Raw genomic sequence first — 16,529 nt, forward strand, 5'->3', positions numbered from 1 at the left:
TTTTGAGATCAATATGAAAATCCAAACAACACTTTTTGGCGAACTTGTATTGCTCACTGAATGCACCCTTGTAGGTTCATCAGAGTCACTGTCTTTCAGTACATATATGTTTGAATCTCACAACGGCACAGAGCAGCGCACCGCGTTGCGTGAAACTGCAGCCCAGTTGCTCAATATCGATTATGTGGCATTAAGAAAAGCCATGGCTCAGAATTTCAATGTTTTGTATGGTGGTTTGCGCTCAAAGTGGGCTGTGCCAGTGGACATAGAATGGCAGCGCATACCCGCCGCATCGGGTGATTTTATTGCCTGTAATACTGGAATTTATGATTATCGGCCTGATTCATTGGCTTTAATCAAAAAAGGTAGCGAACGGATTGTAGTTGAGATTCAAGAAGTACGTAGCGATGGGCTCAAGTTGCATCAATCCATAGACCTGCAAAACTTCACAATATGCCCACTTCGAGTGGGCTTTTTGTTGGGCGACGTTTCAGCACCGATCAATGCGGTTTGGAGTCAGCCTAAACTGCAATTTCAGGTGCTGGATGCTCCTTATAAAAATTCTCCGGCGCCAGCGCAGTTTCTGGGTAACGATATATATTTTAAACGTCTTCTTCTTGAAGGGGATTCGCTGAATGTCACTGTGTTGCAGCACCAGACAGTTGTTGATTTTGGCCTTGGACCAATTGATCAGCATACGAATTGGCTGCATGCAAAATATGGCAAGCCGATGCGCTCAGTGATGAAAACGCAAGCTGAGCTGTATGAATATCGCCAGTTCTTGTTTCGCCGACTGGGAATGTTTAGGCCGTATTGGATGCCGACCTTTGAACGAAACTTCTACGTAAAAAGCACTGGCAACATAGCTGCTGTGCTGGATGTTGAGTCAAACCAATATTTGGAATTTGCTACGCACCGCAAGCATATTGCGATTAAAGCAAATGACATTTGGACTGCACACACAATCACAGCTGCGGTAAGAAATGGTGTTAATACAAGACTGACCATTTCACCAGCTCTGAATAAGCCTGCGGCAAGCATTCATATGATCTGTTATTTGGGCCTACATCGCCTAAATAACGATTCTACTGATATTCAGTACAAGGGCGGAAATATCACTGAATCTTCAGTTTCAATTTTGGAGATAGAGCCATGATGCAATTTTTTAAGCGAGTGCTGGGCAATGGTCGCGAAACGATTGCCCGACGTGAGCTTTATCTTTTTAAAACCGGTGCTGTGGTTCGTGCTTATACCAATGGTGATGCATTTATTGAACACCTGGGCTATTCATTTGAGCCGCATGTCATCAAGCGTGGTCGGCACAAATCAGGCACAACACTTGAAAAAGAAGTCATGGATATTGAATTTTCTTTACAGTCAGAGCTTGCACAAAATCTCTCACGCTCTGAACTTGAAGAGTTGACGACTGTTGAAATGTTTGCGTATGAAGGCACGCAATTTAATCAGTTCTGGTCGGGCCGCTTAGTCAAAGTAAAGCCAAAAAGTGACGGTATTACGCTGCAGTTTGAAACTGAATACACAAAAGTTGGTCGAAATGCTGTTACACGTAAAATTCAAGGGCCGTGTCCGTATCGCGTATTCAGTGATGAGTGTCGACTGAATAAAGATGATTATGCGGTAAAAACTACGATCAAAAGCATTGATAAGTTGAGTGTTGTGCTGCGTGATCTTGAGTTGTACGCAGACAATTACTTCAAGATTGGAATGATTGAAGATCCAACCGGTGTCTTAATCACTATTGATGAAAGCAAGCAGAATTCGCTGATTCTGAAGCGCCGTTATGACAGCTTCTCTAAATATGTGATCGAAGATGTTCAGCTTGCAGCTTTGTTTGCAACCATTGATGAAAAACAATTGGCTTTTGATACAGCTCAAACTGAATTGGTTGACGCACAAGCAGATTTAGCAATCAAAACACAAGCTGAAATTGATGCACAAGCCGCAGTCGATCTGGCTAATCCAGATGATCCAAATTATCAGGATTTAGTGGATACATTGACACTGGCGCAAGCAGAAAAACTGCAAGCCGAAACGGTAGTTTCAGGCAAAACCGCAGCGCTTTCTTTAGCTGAGACCGAATTGCAGACAGCAAAGGATGCGATTCCGTATGTGACACTTTATCCGGGTTGTATGCGTACCCCAACTGCATGCAAGGCCTACGGCAATATGCCGAATTATGGCGGCTTCCCTTTTGTGCCGACCGACAACCCACTTGAGCGACAGGTGATTTAGCGATGAATTTACTGATTTATGCAGTAGTAGCCATGGTTGTCTCGCTGATCGTTAGCTTTGCAATGATGCGCAGTCAGCAAAACAAGATGTCAGCACAAGATGTAGAAGTTACTACTGCCGAAGAGGGTGTGACTAATAAAGTGGTGCTGGGTACACGCGATGTGAAGGGTAGCGTCGTGTGGTTTGGTGATCAAAAAAGTCAGGCGATTAAGAAATGAGAATTTATATTCGACATATGCGAGCAGCTGGGTATTGCAGAAAAGAGGGCGTTAAGCCCTTTTTTAATGCCAGAAATTGGGATTGGCAGGACTTTCTAGCGAATGGAATCGAAGCGCAAAAATTGATTGATACAAACGATGTGATGGCTTTAAGAGTCGTAGAGATAGCGAAGGCGGAAGAAAATGGGCAGCGGAAAGAAGCAAACGGTCGGGTATAAATATTCTGTCGGATTTCATGCTGTGCTTGCACATGCGGGTGCTTATCTACGCAGAATCTGGGTGGAAGACAAAGAAGCATGGTACGGCGGGGTGGGTAATGAATCTAGTAGAATTTCAAAGCCTCACTTGTTTGGTGGTGATGACTCTGGTGGTGGTGTTGCAGGCAATTTCAACTATTACATCGGCACACCAGATCAGCAGCCTGATCCATACCTTGAGTCGGTCTTAGGCGTGGGCAATGTGCCGGCGTACCGTGGCGTCAGTTCTTTTGTTTGGAAGCAAGGTTATATTGGCAATCAAAACTACATGAAAGACTGGAAATACCGCATTTCACATGTTGGCGGCATTAACTCTAATATCACCAATGTTCCTTCAAATTTTGTATTTGCTTTTGACTGCTCAAAATCACTATCAATGCAAGACTTTGTGCGCTTAAAGAATACACTTTCAAGCATTGTTAATACCTTAGTTTTTTTTAAAGAAACTTACTACAACTGTGTTTTAAATGTTCGCATTATCGCATTTGACGCAACTGTGACCTATAAAGATTTTATTGATTTTCAGGTCAGTGATGCGGGTGAATTTGGGGATTTTATTGCATATAAAGACCAGGTGAGTGGCAATTCATTTACAGAAATGATGAGCACAGGGTATTCATTTTTTTCTAAAAACGCAGAAGCGACGCGCAATACATTTGTCATTATTGCAGATGGGGAGGATGTTACAGCATCGCATACAGCAACAGCGCAGAGCCACTTCAACGCAGTTAAGCATTTTTGTTTATACACTCAGTTTATTGCTAACTCTAACAATGCTGACTTGCCGCACCATATTGCTTTGTCAAGTTTAGACAATACACCGGAAGACAATTGGGTACGTGAAGATGTCAAGCTAGGCGGCGGATTATTGTGTCCGTGGATTTGGACGGATGACGGGTCTGCATTAATTAATGAAGAGGCGTGGTTTGGTATTCGCACTGGTGAGCCAGATATGAACCCCGCTGATATGTTATGGCTCTGCATCACAAATGCCCAGTGGGGATTAGGTCAACCCGAATCAATGCTTGATAAAGATTCATTCCTTGAAGCTTGGCGTGTCTTAAAAATTGAAGACATGTATATGAGCATTGTTTTTGATGATGAGGGGCAGATTCAAAACATTATTAATCTGATTTGCGAGCACATTGATGCGTCTTGTTTTGTTGATAAAAAAACAAATAAATGGACGCTAAAACTGATTCGCGATGACTATGAAGCAGAATCTTTGGTTGTGTTAGATGAGTCCAATGTGCGCTCAATTTCAGATTACGAAATTCGTACTGCAGCAGAGCAAGTAAACCAAATCACTGTGACATACTGGAATAAAGAAACCGGTAAAAATGCGACATCAACCGCACAAGATCCTGCGCGTATTGCGCAAAACGGTTTAGTGAATAAGCCTGTTGAATACGATGGCTTTACCAATGCAGCCACCGCATATCGTGCGGCAGAGCGTGATTTGCATGCGCTTTCAAGTCCGCTGAAAGTGGTCACATTGAATGAAGTGCATCCCGATTTTGGCCGCAAGCTGTCAGTTGGTGATGCATTTACATGGAATTGGGGTGTTCATGGTGTTGTGGGCTCAATCATGCGTGTTAAGGCAATCGATTACGGAGATGCACACGATCTTAGTGTGAAAATTGAAGCGATTGAGGATGTATTTAGCACACCAATGAATTCATTGGCACCATATGTGCCACCAACTGAAAACCCAATGAATCAGCCGCCGCTAGATAATCCGACTGTGCGTGTAATTGAGTTACCGTATTTTGATGCTGTACAGCTCTCAAGCGAATCAGAAGTGAATGCAGATCTTGATGCAGACCCAACACTTTCAAAAGTTGCGGTGATTGCAGCGCGGCATCAGCGCAATTCAACAAATGCAGATATGCAAACAGGGCAAGGCGGCTACAGCACAAAAGCAACATTGGACTATTGTCCATCTGCACTATTAAATGCAGGCATTGACCGCACGCAGACAGTACTTTCAATTAAAGACAGCACAGATCTTGATTTGATTGAACTAAATGAATGGTTATTGCTTGATGACGAAAAGCTTGCTGTTACGGCGATTGATCTTGTTGTAAATACAGTCACAGTGAAACGCGGTGTGCTTGGTACTCAGCCTGCAGTACATGCTGCTGAAGCCCGGCTTTATTTCTGCGATCAATGGCTGGCCGTAGACAATACTGACTACTACGCGGGTGAAATCGTGAATGTGAAAGCACTGACAAATACTAGCTCCGCGCAGCTTTCGGCTGCGCTGGCTACTACACATTCAATCACATTGAGTGGTGAAGCATATCGCCCGTACCCACCAGCCAACGTGAAAATTAACGGTGAGTATTGGCCATCTTTAGTGCGTGGAAACATTAATCTATCTTGGTCACATCGGAATCGATTACAGCAGACAGGTGGTACCCCGCTTGGTTGGTATGACTCAGATACAACAGTCGAAGCGGGAGTGTCATATATAGTTAATCTATATAGTACAAGTAATGTTTTGCTTGTTTCAAAAACAACAGAGCTGAATTCGATCATTATTGATCAAGATGAATTTACAGCGCTCAATGTTCGACTTGAAATTATTTCAACTAGAGATGGGTATGAGTGCATGAAAAAATTTGTACATGACTTTGTAGTTGAATCAGCGGTTAATCAACTGAAATTTACAGAACCTTACACTAGACCAATCGGCAATAATGTCGTATTAAAATTCGAGGAGTAAAAAAATGGCTCAATATTTTTATGATTTTGGCTCGGTTGAGCCATTTAAACTTGAGAATAATTATGAGTTTTCTGATTTTATTGTGAAAGCAGGAGACGATAGAACAGACTTTGAAATGTTATCGGCAGATACAATTTTTGACTACCTGCGCAATAAAAAGTGTTTGCAGTTAAATCCAATTAATAATGCTGGGGTTGCCGCAGACAATAACTCAAAAACCCAAATACGTTTTCTTTTAAAGCAAAAAGTCAGAGATTTTGAAGCGTTAATATCAGGACGAGCTTCAAGAATGGCTCAGTGGGGGCAAATATCGGATTATAGCGGTGGTTTTGGTTTTGCATTTCGCTTGCCATCAGTCGAATATGATTCAACTGCAACTATAGACTTTAGTAAGGGTGGTGTTGTATTTACAGGTGGCAATGTTGCGCATACAGACTTAGTTGTTGCACGCACAATGCGCTTATATTCCGCTGGGTATACGTCATCAAACGCAGCGACAACAAGCGGAACATACCTCGACATTAGCGCAGAAAGCAGTAGACATCGTTACTTTTTTAATTTAAGAATAAAAGTTGTTGGAAATAACATTAAAGTAAAATCGTGGATGAGCGATGTGACAGAGCCGACAACATGGGGTATTGATTACAATACTACTAGCTTACCATCGGAGGGGTATATCGGTTTGGCTTTATCGAGTTGGATTGAGGGTCGTGTAGTTGATAGTCTAGCAATCGGAACTAATGGAGACTTACCTCCAAGCAGTCCCGTGTTATACAATATTGCTGGAACTCTATTGAACCCAGACAACTCACTAGCCGCAAACAAAAAGGTTAGATTATACGATAAAAAAACAGGATGTCTGATTGATGAGTCGATAACAGATAGTCTTGGGTCTTATGGTTTCTCAAAACCAATAAGCCCTAATGATTTGGTTCAAATTGTCGGAGTAGATCAAGACAACAACGAGTGGAAGCCACCAATTCACGAAGCATATCCAGTTTTATAGCACCTTCGGGTGCTTTTTTATTGCCAAAAATTAGGGGGCGCAATGCCAAATGACTACTCATCTGACCCACCAGTAGCAACAGCAGGGCGGCTTATTGCCATCTCAGACAAGATTAATGACATATCAAAAAATATGGATAAGCTTGCTGAAATGCCACAAAAGCTCGACCGTATGAATATGCAGTTAGAGCAGCTCAATAAGGAGCATCAACAGACCCGCAATGACTTAACTCAAACTCGTGACAATCTGCAAGAAGATTTAGACCAAGCAAAGTCAAACTTCAAAAGTGAGATTAAGCAGCTCAGAAATGAAGTTGAACCAAGATTTAAAGAGGTGGATTCACAGATTAGGGTACTACATGAAAGTAAGACCAAGATCGACAGTATTACTAATCTTGTGCGCTTTGGTGGCATTTTCTTAGCAGGTCTATTCGTCGTCGCTTGGAATACTCAAACGAGTAAGACAGACACGGTAAACACTCAGACAATGGCAAATAGCCAATCCATCCAAGTTCTTGAAAAACAATCTGACCAACTCTTAAGAACGGTTGAAGAAATCCGCAACAAAATTTATGAACGAAATATGAGAGAGGAAAAATGAAATTGATTGATAACTGGAAACAGGCTTGGAAACTCAAGTCGGTACAAGTAGGTGCAATTAGCGCCTTTTTTTATGCCCTGATTTTATTTTCAGAGCAGTTTTTAGGTGTGTGGAACGTAATCCCACAAGAGCTGAAAAATAAGATCCCTGAAAATATTGCAGAGTGGGTTGGTATGTTTGTCGGTGTGGCTATGGTGCTTGCACGTCTGAAAAAGCAGCCCGAACTACACGATGTAAATCAATTTGTGACAATTACTGCAGGGCATAGCAATGCAGATCCGGGTGCAGTAAATGGCAAATATAAAGAAGCAGATCTGGTCGTCAATTTCCGCAATGCAGTGACTCATTATTTGCGTGAAGCCGGATTGCAGGTCAAAACTGATGGTACTGGCACTAAAAACGATCCATTGTCTGCTGCGGTAAAATTAATCCAAGGCTCAAGTGTAGCAGTCGAATTTCACATGAATGCAGCGACTTCAAGACAAGCGAATGGGGTAGAAACGATTGCATTGCCAAAAGATAAGGTCTTGGCTCAAAAGTTATCCAAAGCCGTAGCAGATGCTCTTGGTAGTCGATTACGTGGTGACAATGGCTGGATTGATCAATCACAGTCAGCCCGTGGAAAACTTGGATTTATCAATGCTGGTGGTTTGATTGTTGAACTTGGATTTATTTCGAATGAGGATGAACTTACCCGATTCAATGCGCGCTACTGGCTGGCTGCAAAAGCTGTGGCTGAAGTGCTGATCGACTATGAAAAGCGTAATTAAAATTATATTACCGTGCATCCTGCTATCAGGTTGCACAGCTCATTCAATCACAACGAATGTGAATGTGGGGATATGTGTGAAGGCTCTTTGATGAGCCTTTATTTACTCCAAATTTACGCCTTAAAATCGATATACGGTTTTATAATGTTGATTTTACATTGTTTTTAAAATTAATTAATCCAATCTTGCAAAGGTTGAGTAAATGGCACGGTATTGTCTTGAGCACGTTTAACGAAACTTTCACCCATAACTTCAGTACGAACTTTTAAGCCATTTTCATAATCTTGTTGTGACATGTAGCAAACCCTCAGTGATGTAATTTTGCAGTACAGCCTATACCTTTGACTCTGCGATACCATTGGCTGATGGTCGTATAAAAAAGCCATCCCATTGTTTAACAGTGGAATGGCTTTTATTTTGAGAAAAATTAAGCTCAAAAGCGATGCAGAAGCTGATTAATAACGCAGGAATGCTTCTGGTTCATCATCGGTGTGTTGTTGCTTTTTCACTTCTGGTGCAACGGTTAAATGTGGATTTGATAGCTCAAGTTCGTGGATGAGTTGCATATCGAAAACATCTGTGAGCATGCTGTCATAGCGTTGAATGTTATACGTACTGAGCTGTTCAGCTTCAGATACTGTAATGACTTTTTGTGCAATCGCATCGGCTATATGTGCTTCAAAAGTTAAACCTTTGAATTGGCCTTTAGATTCAGCTTTTTTAAATTGGTTCCACAGCGGTTCAATTTTCAACAGTTGTAAAAAGGCATTTTCCATACGACCAGAAACTTCATCTGCTGCGGTGCTGTAATACACGTGCTTTTTCAGTTCTTGGCGGAAAGTATTGTCTAGCATCATTTGAGTGGCAACTTCACGTTTTAAACGGTCTGTCGGTTTGGCAACAACTCGTCCAAACGGAAAGCAGATGATTTTTACAACGCTTGCTGCTAGTCGCATTGGGAAGTTGTCAAATAAGCCATGGAAAGCTTCTTCAACATTGTACAAAGCTTTATCTAATGCAAGCTGCGCATGTAATTTTTCAGCTTCGCTTCTTTGACCTTGTTCATAATATTTAAGAATAGCCGTTGCTATAAATAAATAAGAGTGAATGTCCGCCAAACGTCCCGAAAGCATTTCTTTACGTTTAATATCACCGGCTAATAGGCCAAGACACATATCTGCAGTCAGCGCGAAATCGGCGCTGAAGCGATTAATTTTTTTATAGTAGGGGCGGCTAAATTCATCTGCTGAAGCTGGTGAGTCTGATGGGCCACCAGTGAACGCATAAGCAAAGGCGCGTGCAGTTCGGTTAAAGGTATAGCCTAAGTGCTTAAAGAGCATTTCATTGAATGTGTTAAGTGCAGTTTTTTTATCTTCGGCTTGGAGTAATTGTAGCTCTTCAAATAAATATGGATGGCAACGCATTGAGCCTTGTCCAAAAATCATCAGAGAGCGACTGAGAATATTGGCACCTTCGACAGTAATTGACACAGGAATGGCCTGATAATTCAAAGCTAAAAAATTACGAGGTCCCATTTGCACGGCACGTCCACCGACGATGTCCATGCCGTGATTCACTACTTTACGCATGGTTTCAGTGGCATAGTATTTGGCCATTGCAGTCATCACAGCAGGTTTGCCGCCTTGGTTTAAACCACATGTCACCAAATAGCGAAATGCTTCAAGCATATAAGCATCTGAAGCGATATCACTCGAAGCTTCTTGTACACCTTCAAAATTACCCACAGAAATTTTAAACTGCTGACGAACTTTGGCAAATGCACCGACATTTAAATATGCCATTTCACCGGCTGCCGTTGACAATGCAGGGAGTGAAATACCTCGACCAACCGCTAAGCATTCCATTAGCATACGCCAACCTTTGCCGGCATTTTCAATTCCACCAATGATCCAATCTAAGGGGATAAAGACATCTTTGCCTTCTACTGTCCCATTCATAAATGGTGAACCTGGATTATGACGTGGGCCTGTAATGACACCGTCATGACTTGCTGGTAATAGGGCGCAGGTGATGCCATATTCCGTTTTATTTTTATCTCCCAATAAGCCATCTGGATCGTATAGTTTAAATGCCAGACCAATGACGGTGGCAATTGGTGCAAGGGTAATCCAGCGTTTAGAGAAGTTCATGTTTAAGCCGAGCACTTGTTGTCCCTCAAAGGTGCCATAACAGACGACACCTGTATCAGGAATAGCGCCTGCATCTGAGCCTGCTTCAGGGCTAGTGAGACCAAAACATGGAATTTCTTCACCTTTGGCAAGGCCTGGGAGGTATTGGTCTTTTTGTGCTTCGGTACCATAGTGTAGAAGCAATTCCCCTGGTCCAAGCGAGTTGGGCACCATACAACTGACTGCAGCAGTCAGTGAGCGGGATGCAATCTTGCTCATGACACGGCTTTGTGCAAATGAACTAAATTCACGGCCTCCATACGATTTTGGAATCACCAATCCTAAGAAACCATTATCTTTGATGAATTGCCAAGCTTCTGGTGGGAGGTCTTTATGTTTATGGTGAATATCCCATTCGTTGAGCATGCTACAAAGTTGCTCGACTTCATTATCAATGAAGGATTGTTCTTCAGCACTGAGCTGAGGATAGGGATAAGCCTCAAATTTTTTCCAATCAGGCGCGCCCATAAATAGCTCTTTTTCCCACCAACTTGTTCCTGCATCCAACGCTTCACGTTCCGTAGTACTCATACTCGGCATCGCATTTGCTAAGGTTTTATAGGCAGGTTTGGTGAGCAGATTGAGTCTCAGTGGGTCAATCAGCACGATTAAACTTAAAGCAATAAGAGGGATGCCAAGTATTAATGACCATGGGCTTAAAAAGGCGAGTGCAATTGAAACGAATATCAGTGTTATTGCGCCTACAGCACGTGAAAGTTCAAAGAAAAAAACGGCCCAAAGAGCAAAAATAAAGAGTACGGCACTGAGTATAAATAGCATTTGTTATGGCTCCAGTGACAAGGGCCAGAGCGTTATGCTTTTAAAACAGCCTACATGCGTTTAAAAATGATCTCATCTTTTGTCTTTCTGATTTTAAAGTGCATGAGACTGTCAAAATGGCATCACTCGGCTAGTGAGTATGATTGGACAATTGCGCGAATATCATGAAAGCGCAAATAAAGTGTTATCAATAGATTGATTAATAAATAATCACAACACAATCCCTATCGGGCAAAGAAATGTCACATTACGTAAACTTGGATGATTCGATATATTGGATACCGTTTAAAGGAACGCACTATTTTCGAAAGATCTTATATTTGTTAACGAATTGTGCTGAGTGTGAAAGCCACAAAAAAAGCCCTCAATCAATGAGGGCTTTTTTGTGATGTTTTAAATCTTTGCGTGATTAGGCTTCAATCGTTTGCACTGCAATTTTCTTTGCAGGATCAGTTTTACGACGTACCGCAGGCACTGGCTCACCATAGTATTGACGGTCAGCAAAGTAGCTTGAACGTACCATTGGTGCAGCCCAAATGTTTTTGAAACCAAGCTTTTGACCATGTGCCGTGTAACGCTCAAATTCTTCTGGGCTTACAAAACGGTCAATAGGGGCATGTTCTTTAGAGGGCTGTAAGTACTGACCAATGGTGACATAGTCAACATCGTGTGCTTTTAAGTCGTCTAATAACGCGATCACTTCTTCTTCAGTTTCACCAATACCGACCATCAAACCACATTTGGTTGGTACATCTGGGCAGTATTCTTTAAACATTTTTAATAAGTTTAGAGAGTGTTGGTAGTCAGAACCTGGACGCATTGCTTTATACAAACGTGGCACAGTTTCAATGTTGTGGTTAAACACATCAGGAGGGCACTCCGTCATGATACGAAGGGCAACATCCATACGACCACGGAAGTCAGGAACTAGAATTTCCAAAAGTGTTTTTGGACTCAAGTCACGAGCTTCTTTAATACAGTCAACAAAGTGCTGTGCGCCGCCATCAACTAGGTCATCACGGTCGACCGACGTAATTACGGCGTATTTCAAACCAAGATTGGCAATGGTTTCTGCCATGTGACGTGGTTCATCTGGGTCAAGAGCATTGGGACGACCATGCGCAACGTCGCAGAATGGGCAACGACGAGTACAGATATCGCCCATAATCATAAAGGTTGCAGTACCGCCACCGAAACATTCAGGTAAGTTCGGGCAAGCCGCTTCTTCACACACGGTATGTAGTTTTTGTGCACGTAAAGTTGTTTTAATACGTTGAACTTCATCAGGGGCAGCCATTTTGACCCGAATCCAGTCAGGCTTACGAGGCGTTTCAACCGTTGGCACGACCTTCACAGGTATGCGAGCGACTTTTTCTGCGCCACGAAGTTTTACACCCTGTACAGGTTTACGGTTCTCAGACATATTCAACTTTTCCACTGTTTTTGACGAGGAGATATTCAAAAAATTAGCTCGATCATTATAGCGGACTTGAGCTTAAATAGGGGGAAAACGATATTCATATAATAAATGTGGTTATCACATAATATATGTGAGCTAAATATCCAAAAAAGTTAGGATATACGTCATAATACAGCCTAGATTAAAGAATATTTGTAAAGGAGCGTTGAATGCCACGTAAGAAAGAGGTCGTTAGTGGAACTTTCGTGAAATACGATGCGGTAGTTCTGGGTTCTGGCCCTGCGGGTGAAGGCGCTGCAATGAAACTTGCTAAATCAGGTAAGCGAGTTGCTATTGTAGATATGCGTGAACAGCTTGGTGGTAACTGTACCCATGTAGGAACAATTCCAAGTAAAGCATTGCGTCAGACCGTTTCAAGCATTTTACGTTACCAACGTGACCCTATGTTCCAAAAAGTCGGTGAATGGAAACAGTTCACGATGAAACAGGTGTTACGTAATGCGCATAAAGTGATTCAACAACAAGTTGAAACGCATTCACGTTTTTATGACCGTAATAAAATTGATATTTTCCACGGTCGTGCGTATATCCAAGATCAAAACACTGTTTTGATTTTTAGCAATGAAGGTATGACGGAAACTTTAGTATTCCAGCAATTAGTGATTGCGACAGGTTCACGTCCTTACCGTCCAGCTGCTTTAGACTTTAATCATCCTCGCGTATTTGATTCAGATAAAATTTTGGATCTGGATTATTCAATCCAAAAAATCATCATTTATGGTGCAGGTGTGATTGGTTGTGAATATGCGTCTATCTTTATTGGTTTAGACCATAAAGTAGACTTGATCAATACACAGCACAAATTACTCAGCTATTTAGACGATGAAATCTCAGATGCATTGTCATATCGTTTACGTGAGCAGGGTGTACTGATTCGCCACAATGAGCAGATTGATCATCTTGAAACACATGATGATCATGTAGTTCTGCACTTGCAAAGTGGTAAGAAAATTAAAGCCGACGCGATTTTGTGGTGTAACGGCCGTTCTGGTAATACCGATGGTTTAGGCCTAGAAAATGTAGGCATCAAACCAAACAGCCGTGGTCAATTAACCGTGAATGATCAATATCAGACTGAAGTAGAGAATATCTTTGCAGCGGGTGATGTAATCGGTTGGCCATCACTTGCATCTGCTGCATATGACCAAGGTCGCTGTGCTGGTTCTAACATGAGCGGTGAAGAAGGAATTGCACCTGTAACGGATATTCCGACAGGTATTTATACAATTCCTGAAATTTCTTCGATTGGTAAAACTGAACAACAGTTAACTGAAGAAAAAATTCCGTATGAAGTGGGTCAGGCATCTTTCCGTCATTTGGCACGTGCGCAAATTACGGGCGATACCGTGGGCGAGCTTAAAATCTTGTTCCATCGTGATACTTTAGAAATTTTAGGTGTTCATTGCTTCGGTAATAATGCTGCGGAAATTATTCACATCGGTCAGGCCGTGATGAACAGCCCGAACAATACGATTAAATATTTCGTAGAAACCACATTTAACTATCCGACAATGGCGGAAGCGTACCGTGTTGCAACATTGAATGGTATGAACCGCTTATTCTAAGGTTAAATTTAACTTAGATTGTGCAATGAAAGACCCGTAAGTTTCGGCTTGCGGGTTTCTTATGGGTAGAATAAAGTGCATACAAAATATACAGTCAATCAACTCATAATCATCAGCATTTTCAACTCATTTTAGGTAACCCATGACGATCCGTTCAGTGACTATTCAAGGTTTTCGATCTATTCATCATATGAGTCTGACCTTGTCGCGTCTGAATATTGTCAGTGGTCCGAATGGTTGTGGTAAATCCAATCTATATAAAGCTGTACGTCTCCTGCATGAAGCTGCAAATGGCCAATTATCCCAAGCTATTGCAAATGAGGGCGGGATTCAAAAAATCATGTGGGCAGGTGGTCACCGTGCGGGTGATCGATCGAAAGACCCTAAGCGCATGAAGCTTGCAGTGGAGATGGAGCATTATGAATATCAACTTGAAATAGGTTTTCCTGAACCGCTCATCACCTTGTTTGCACTCGATCCTTTGGTCAAAGTAGAAGGAATTTGGTTAAGCGGTTATCAACGTCGAAAAATGAGCGAGTTGTTAGAGAGAACCAACCAAGCGGCATTTCTTAAAAATGTTGATGAAGAACGGATTGCTTATCCGATGTCTTTAACACCTGAAGAGTCGGTGTTTGGACAATTGTCCGATCCACATTTATACCCCGAAGTTTCACAAGTGCGTGAGACCATGAAAAACTGGCGCTTTTATCATGAGTTTTCTGTCAGTGGAAATTCACCGATCCGTGTCCCACAGGTGGGCATTCGTTCGCCAGTTTTAGCGCATGATGGTACAAATTTAGCTGCGGCTTTTGAAACTTTACGTGAGCGTGGCAACAGTGAAACCTTGTTTGAAGTACTAGAAAAAGCCTTTCCGCAGACCCAATTTTATGTGCAGGAAATGGGTGGGCGCTTTCAAATGATGATGCAAAAGCAAGGGATCTTAAGACCTTTGGAAAGTGCCGAATTTTCAGATGGGACTTTACGGTTTTTGTGTTTAGCTGTGGCTTTATTGAGTCCAAGACCCCCAAATTTTATGGCACTGAATGAGCCAGAAAATAGCTTACATCCCGATTTATTACCTGCCTTGGCGCTGCTGATTGCTGAAGCAAGTCGCTATACACAGCTTTGGTTGACCACACATTCCAATGAGCTGGTTGAAATGATCAAACAGTATAGTGATGTGCAGCATTATCAACTAGATCAGGTCGAGGGGAAGACCGTGGTCAAGGGCGCAAGCTTAATCGATGAGGATTAGATTATTCATTTAGCTCTAGTTTTTTGTTTTAGCTTAAAAAGGCAGAAAAGATAAAAAAGCATAATAGCCGATAAAACTACTTATTAAGCTGAACCAAACTGGCAGTTTGCTGCGAAGTAAAGCAATAATGACGGCAACAAATATACAGTCTGTCCATTGAATGATGTATTTCTGGCTCATTTGAAATAGTAGACACAGTAATAGACCGACGACAGCCGCATTGATCATTTTTAAGGTGCCAAAAAGCATCGGGCATTTCATCAACTTATTCCAAAACGGTAATAAGCCACACAATAATAAAAACGATGGGAAGTAAATCGCCAATGTCGCGAGTGCGGCATTCAATATTGGCACATCGGTCATGGGTAAAAGTGTGCCGAGATAGGTGGCGAAACTAAACAAGGGCCCCGGCATGAGTTGTGCAAGGGCATAGCCTAAGTCAAAATTTTCATTACTGATCAGTCCTGTAGAGACAAAGTCCTGATGTAAAAATGGCAAAATAATATGTCCACCACCAAAGACGAGGGATGCTGTGCGGTAGAAGCTTTCTAAGCTGAAAGACAATATATTGCTATGTTGTATATCGAAGAATGGCAGAACGAAAAAAGGGCTGATAAAGGCGAGAAGCCATAGCCAAGAGGTGCGAGTATTTTCATATGCATTCTGGCTAAAATTGTCATGTTTGGGTGGAACTGTTTCGGTGATATTTGGCTTTTGGCTGCGTAATTGATTTGACGATAAAACTAAACCGATAATTGCAGCGCATAAAATCACCAAAACTTGATTTAGAGAAAATTGAAAGAAATAAATAAAAAATGCAGCTAAAAGCATGACTAGATACTGAAATTTTGTTTTACAGAAGCTTCGCATCATTTGCCAAAATGCCCATGTAACCACAGCAAGGACAATCAACTGAATAACATGAAAGAACTGTGTTGAGAGTTGATCGCTAAGTTTTAAGCTTAAAATCGCCGCGGCACACATCAGCAGGGCGGATGGTAAAGTAAAGCCTAACCACGCCAAACAAGCACCTTGATAGCGGTTGAGTTGAAATCCAATCGCCATGCCGAGCTGGCTACTGGTTGGGCCTGGAAGGACTTGAGTCAAGGCAAGCAAATGCGCATATTCATGCTCCGTTATCCATTTTTCTTGTTTCACAAAATATTGAAAAAACAACACTAAATGCGCAGCAGGTCCACCAAATGCAATACACCCTAATCTTAAAAAGGTGAGAAAGATGACAAGGTTTCGTTGTGGTATGGACTGGCTCATGCGTTACCAATATTTAAAATCAAAAGTAAGGTTATGAATTTCTAAAGGATAAAATTATTAAAGTTAAAAGATCTTAAAGGCTGATTATTGCAGGAGTATGTAAATCCTGCTTCAAATATATTCTGAAGCACTTTGCAGAGAAAACGATAATTGGAT

The 16,529-nt window shown here is 41.9% G+C and carries 13 protein-coding genes and 1 pseudogene; 10 read left to right on the forward strand and 4 right to left on the reverse strand.

Annotated features, from left to right (window positions below; translation table 11 throughout):
* Nucleotides 1–13 precede the first annotated feature (13 nt).
* Genes FTV27_RS01935 through FTV27_RS01970 form a run of 8 tightly spaced genes read left to right on the forward strand, consistent with a single transcriptional unit; the run spans nt 14 to nt 7,832 of the window.
* On the forward strand, nt 14–1,156 hold the full coding sequence (locus FTV27_RS01935; protein ID WP_180076914.1) for a hypothetical protein: 1,143 nt from the start codon (nt 14–16) through the stop codon (nt 1,154–1,156).
* Nucleotides 1,153–2,253, forward strand: a complete 1,101-nt coding sequence (locus tag FTV27_RS01940) for a phage BR0599 family protein (RefSeq protein ID WP_180076915.1) — start codon at nt 1,153–1,155, stop codon at nt 2,251–2,253. Before FTV27_RS01935 ends, FTV27_RS01940 begins: the two co-directional genes overlap by 4 nt.
* A 2-nt stretch (nt 2,254–2,255) precedes the next feature.
* Complete coding sequence (locus tag FTV27_RS01945) at nt 2,256–2,471, forward strand: hypothetical protein (protein WP_218949492.1); 216 nt, start codon at nt 2,256–2,258, stop codon at nt 2,469–2,471.
* Entirely contained in the window at nt 2,468–2,689 is a 222-nt protein-coding gene (locus FTV27_RS01950) for a hypothetical protein (protein ID WP_180076916.1), read from the forward strand. The genes FTV27_RS01945 and FTV27_RS01950 overlap by 4 nt, the downstream gene beginning before the upstream one ends.
* Nucleotides 2,655–5,456, forward strand: a complete 2,802-nt coding sequence (locus FTV27_RS01955) for a phage tail protein (protein WP_180076917.1) — start codon at nt 2,655–2,657, stop codon at nt 5,454–5,456. The genes FTV27_RS01950 and FTV27_RS01955 overlap by 35 nt, the downstream gene beginning before the upstream one ends.
* Before the next feature lie 4 nt (nt 5,457–5,460).
* Nucleotides 5,461–6,462 carry a hypothetical protein gene (locus FTV27_RS01960; RefSeq protein ID WP_180076918.1) on the forward strand — a complete coding sequence of 334 codons (1,002 nt, stop codon included), beginning with the start codon at nt 5,461–5,463 and terminating at the stop codon, nt 6,460–6,462.
* 42 nt (nt 6,463–6,504) lie between these two features.
* The gene (locus FTV27_RS01965) at nt 6,505–7,062 is read left to right on the forward strand and encodes a hypothetical protein (RefSeq protein WP_180076919.1); all 558 of its coding nucleotides are present in this window, start codon (nt 6,505–6,507) and stop codon (nt 7,060–7,062) included.
* Entirely contained in the window at nt 7,059–7,832 is a 774-nt protein-coding gene (locus tag FTV27_RS01970) for an N-acetylmuramoyl-L-alanine amidase (protein WP_180076920.1), read from the forward strand. Before FTV27_RS01965 ends, FTV27_RS01970 begins: the two co-directional genes overlap by 4 nt.
* 173 nt (nt 7,833–8,005) lie before the next feature.
* Here FTV27_RS01970 and FTV27_RS01975 read toward each other — a convergent pair.
* From FTV27_RS01975 to lipA, 3 genes and pseudogenes are all read right to left on the reverse strand, one after another.
* Nucleotides 8,006–8,128: pseudogene (locus FTV27_RS01975) on the reverse strand (4-carboxymuconolactone decarboxylase); the annotation flags it as partial.
* A gap of 159 nt (nt 8,129–8,287) precedes the next feature.
* Entirely contained in the window at nt 8,288–10,801 is a 2,514-nt protein-coding gene (locus FTV27_RS01980; protein WP_180076921.1) for an acyl-CoA dehydrogenase, read from the reverse strand.
* Between the two features lie 409 nt (nt 10,802–11,210).
* Nucleotides 11,211–12,224, reverse strand: a complete 1,014-nt coding sequence (gene lipA, locus FTV27_RS01985) for a lipoyl synthase (RefSeq protein ID WP_078190238.1) — start codon at nt 12,222–12,224, stop codon at nt 11,211–11,213.
* 206 nt (nt 12,225–12,430) lie between these two features.
* On the opposite strand from lipA, the gene sthA reads away from it, so the two are divergent.
* Entirely contained in the window at nt 12,431–13,846 is a 1,416-nt protein-coding gene (gene sthA, locus FTV27_RS01990; protein WP_078190237.1) for a Si-specific NAD(P)(+) transhydrogenase, read from the forward strand.
* A 142-nt stretch (nt 13,847–13,988) separates the two neighbouring features.
* On the forward strand, nt 13,989–15,101 hold the full coding sequence (locus tag FTV27_RS01995; protein WP_180076922.1) for an AAA family ATPase: 1,113 nt from the start codon (nt 13,989–13,991) through the stop codon (nt 15,099–15,101).
* Nucleotides 15,102–15,134: 33 nt separating this feature from the next.
* Here the strand turns inward: FTV27_RS01995 and chrA are convergent, their stop codons facing one another.
* The gene (chrA, locus tag FTV27_RS02000; protein ID WP_180076923.1) at nt 15,135–16,373 is read right to left on the reverse strand and encodes a chromate efflux transporter; all 1,239 of its coding nucleotides are present in this window, start codon (nt 16,371–16,373) and stop codon (nt 15,135–15,137) included.
* Between the last annotated feature and the right edge of the window lie 156 nt (nt 16,374–16,529).

Origin of the sequence: Acinetobacter sp. YH12251, from assembly GCF_013417465.1 — a bacterium.
In the GTDB taxonomy this organism is placed as follows: Bacteria; Pseudomonadota; Gammaproteobacteria; order Pseudomonadales; family Moraxellaceae; genus Acinetobacter; species Acinetobacter amyesii.

Coding starts and splice junctions, on each gene's coding strand:
- FTV27_RS01940 (WP_180076915.1), top strand. CDS start 1,153: ATGATGCAATTTTTTAAGCGAGTGCTGGGCAATGGTCGCGAAACGATT.
- FTV27_RS01980 (WP_180076921.1), bottom strand. CDS start 10,801: ATGCTATTTATACTCAGTGCCGTACTCTTTATTTTTGCTCTTTGGGCC.
- FTV27_RS01935 (WP_180076914.1), top strand. CDS start 14: ATGAAAATCCAAACAACACTTTTTGGCGAACTTGTATTGCTCACTGAA.
- sthA (WP_078190237.1), top strand. CDS start 12,431: ATGCCACGTAAGAAAGAGGTCGTTAGTGGAACTTTCGTGAAATACGAT.
- FTV27_RS01995 (WP_180076922.1), top strand. CDS start 13,989: ATGACGATCCGTTCAGTGACTATTCAAGGTTTTCGATCTATTCATCAT.
- chrA (WP_180076923.1), bottom strand. CDS start 16,373: ATGAGCCAGTCCATACCACAACGAAACCTTGTCATCTTTCTCACCTTT.
- FTV27_RS01955 (WP_180076917.1), top strand. CDS start 2,655: ATGGGCAGCGGAAAGAAGCAAACGGTCGGGTATAAATATTCTGTCGGA.
- FTV27_RS01965 (WP_180076919.1), top strand. CDS start 6,505: ATGCCAAATGACTACTCATCTGACCCACCAGTAGCAACAGCAGGGCGG.
- FTV27_RS01960 (WP_180076918.1), top strand. CDS start 5,461: ATGGCTCAATATTTTTATGATTTTGGCTCGGTTGAGCCATTTAAACTT.
- FTV27_RS01945 (WP_218949492.1), top strand. CDS start 2,256: ATGAATTTACTGATTTATGCAGTAGTAGCCATGGTTGTCTCGCTGATC.
- lipA (WP_078190238.1), bottom strand. CDS start 12,224: ATGTCTGAGAACCGTAAACCTGTACAGGGTGTAAAACTTCGTGGCGCA.
- FTV27_RS01970 (WP_180076920.1), top strand. CDS start 7,059: ATGAAATTGATTGATAACTGGAAACAGGCTTGGAAACTCAAGTCGGTA.
- FTV27_RS01950 (WP_180076916.1), top strand. CDS start 2,468: ATGAGAATTTATATTCGACATATGCGAGCAGCTGGGTATTGCAGAAAA.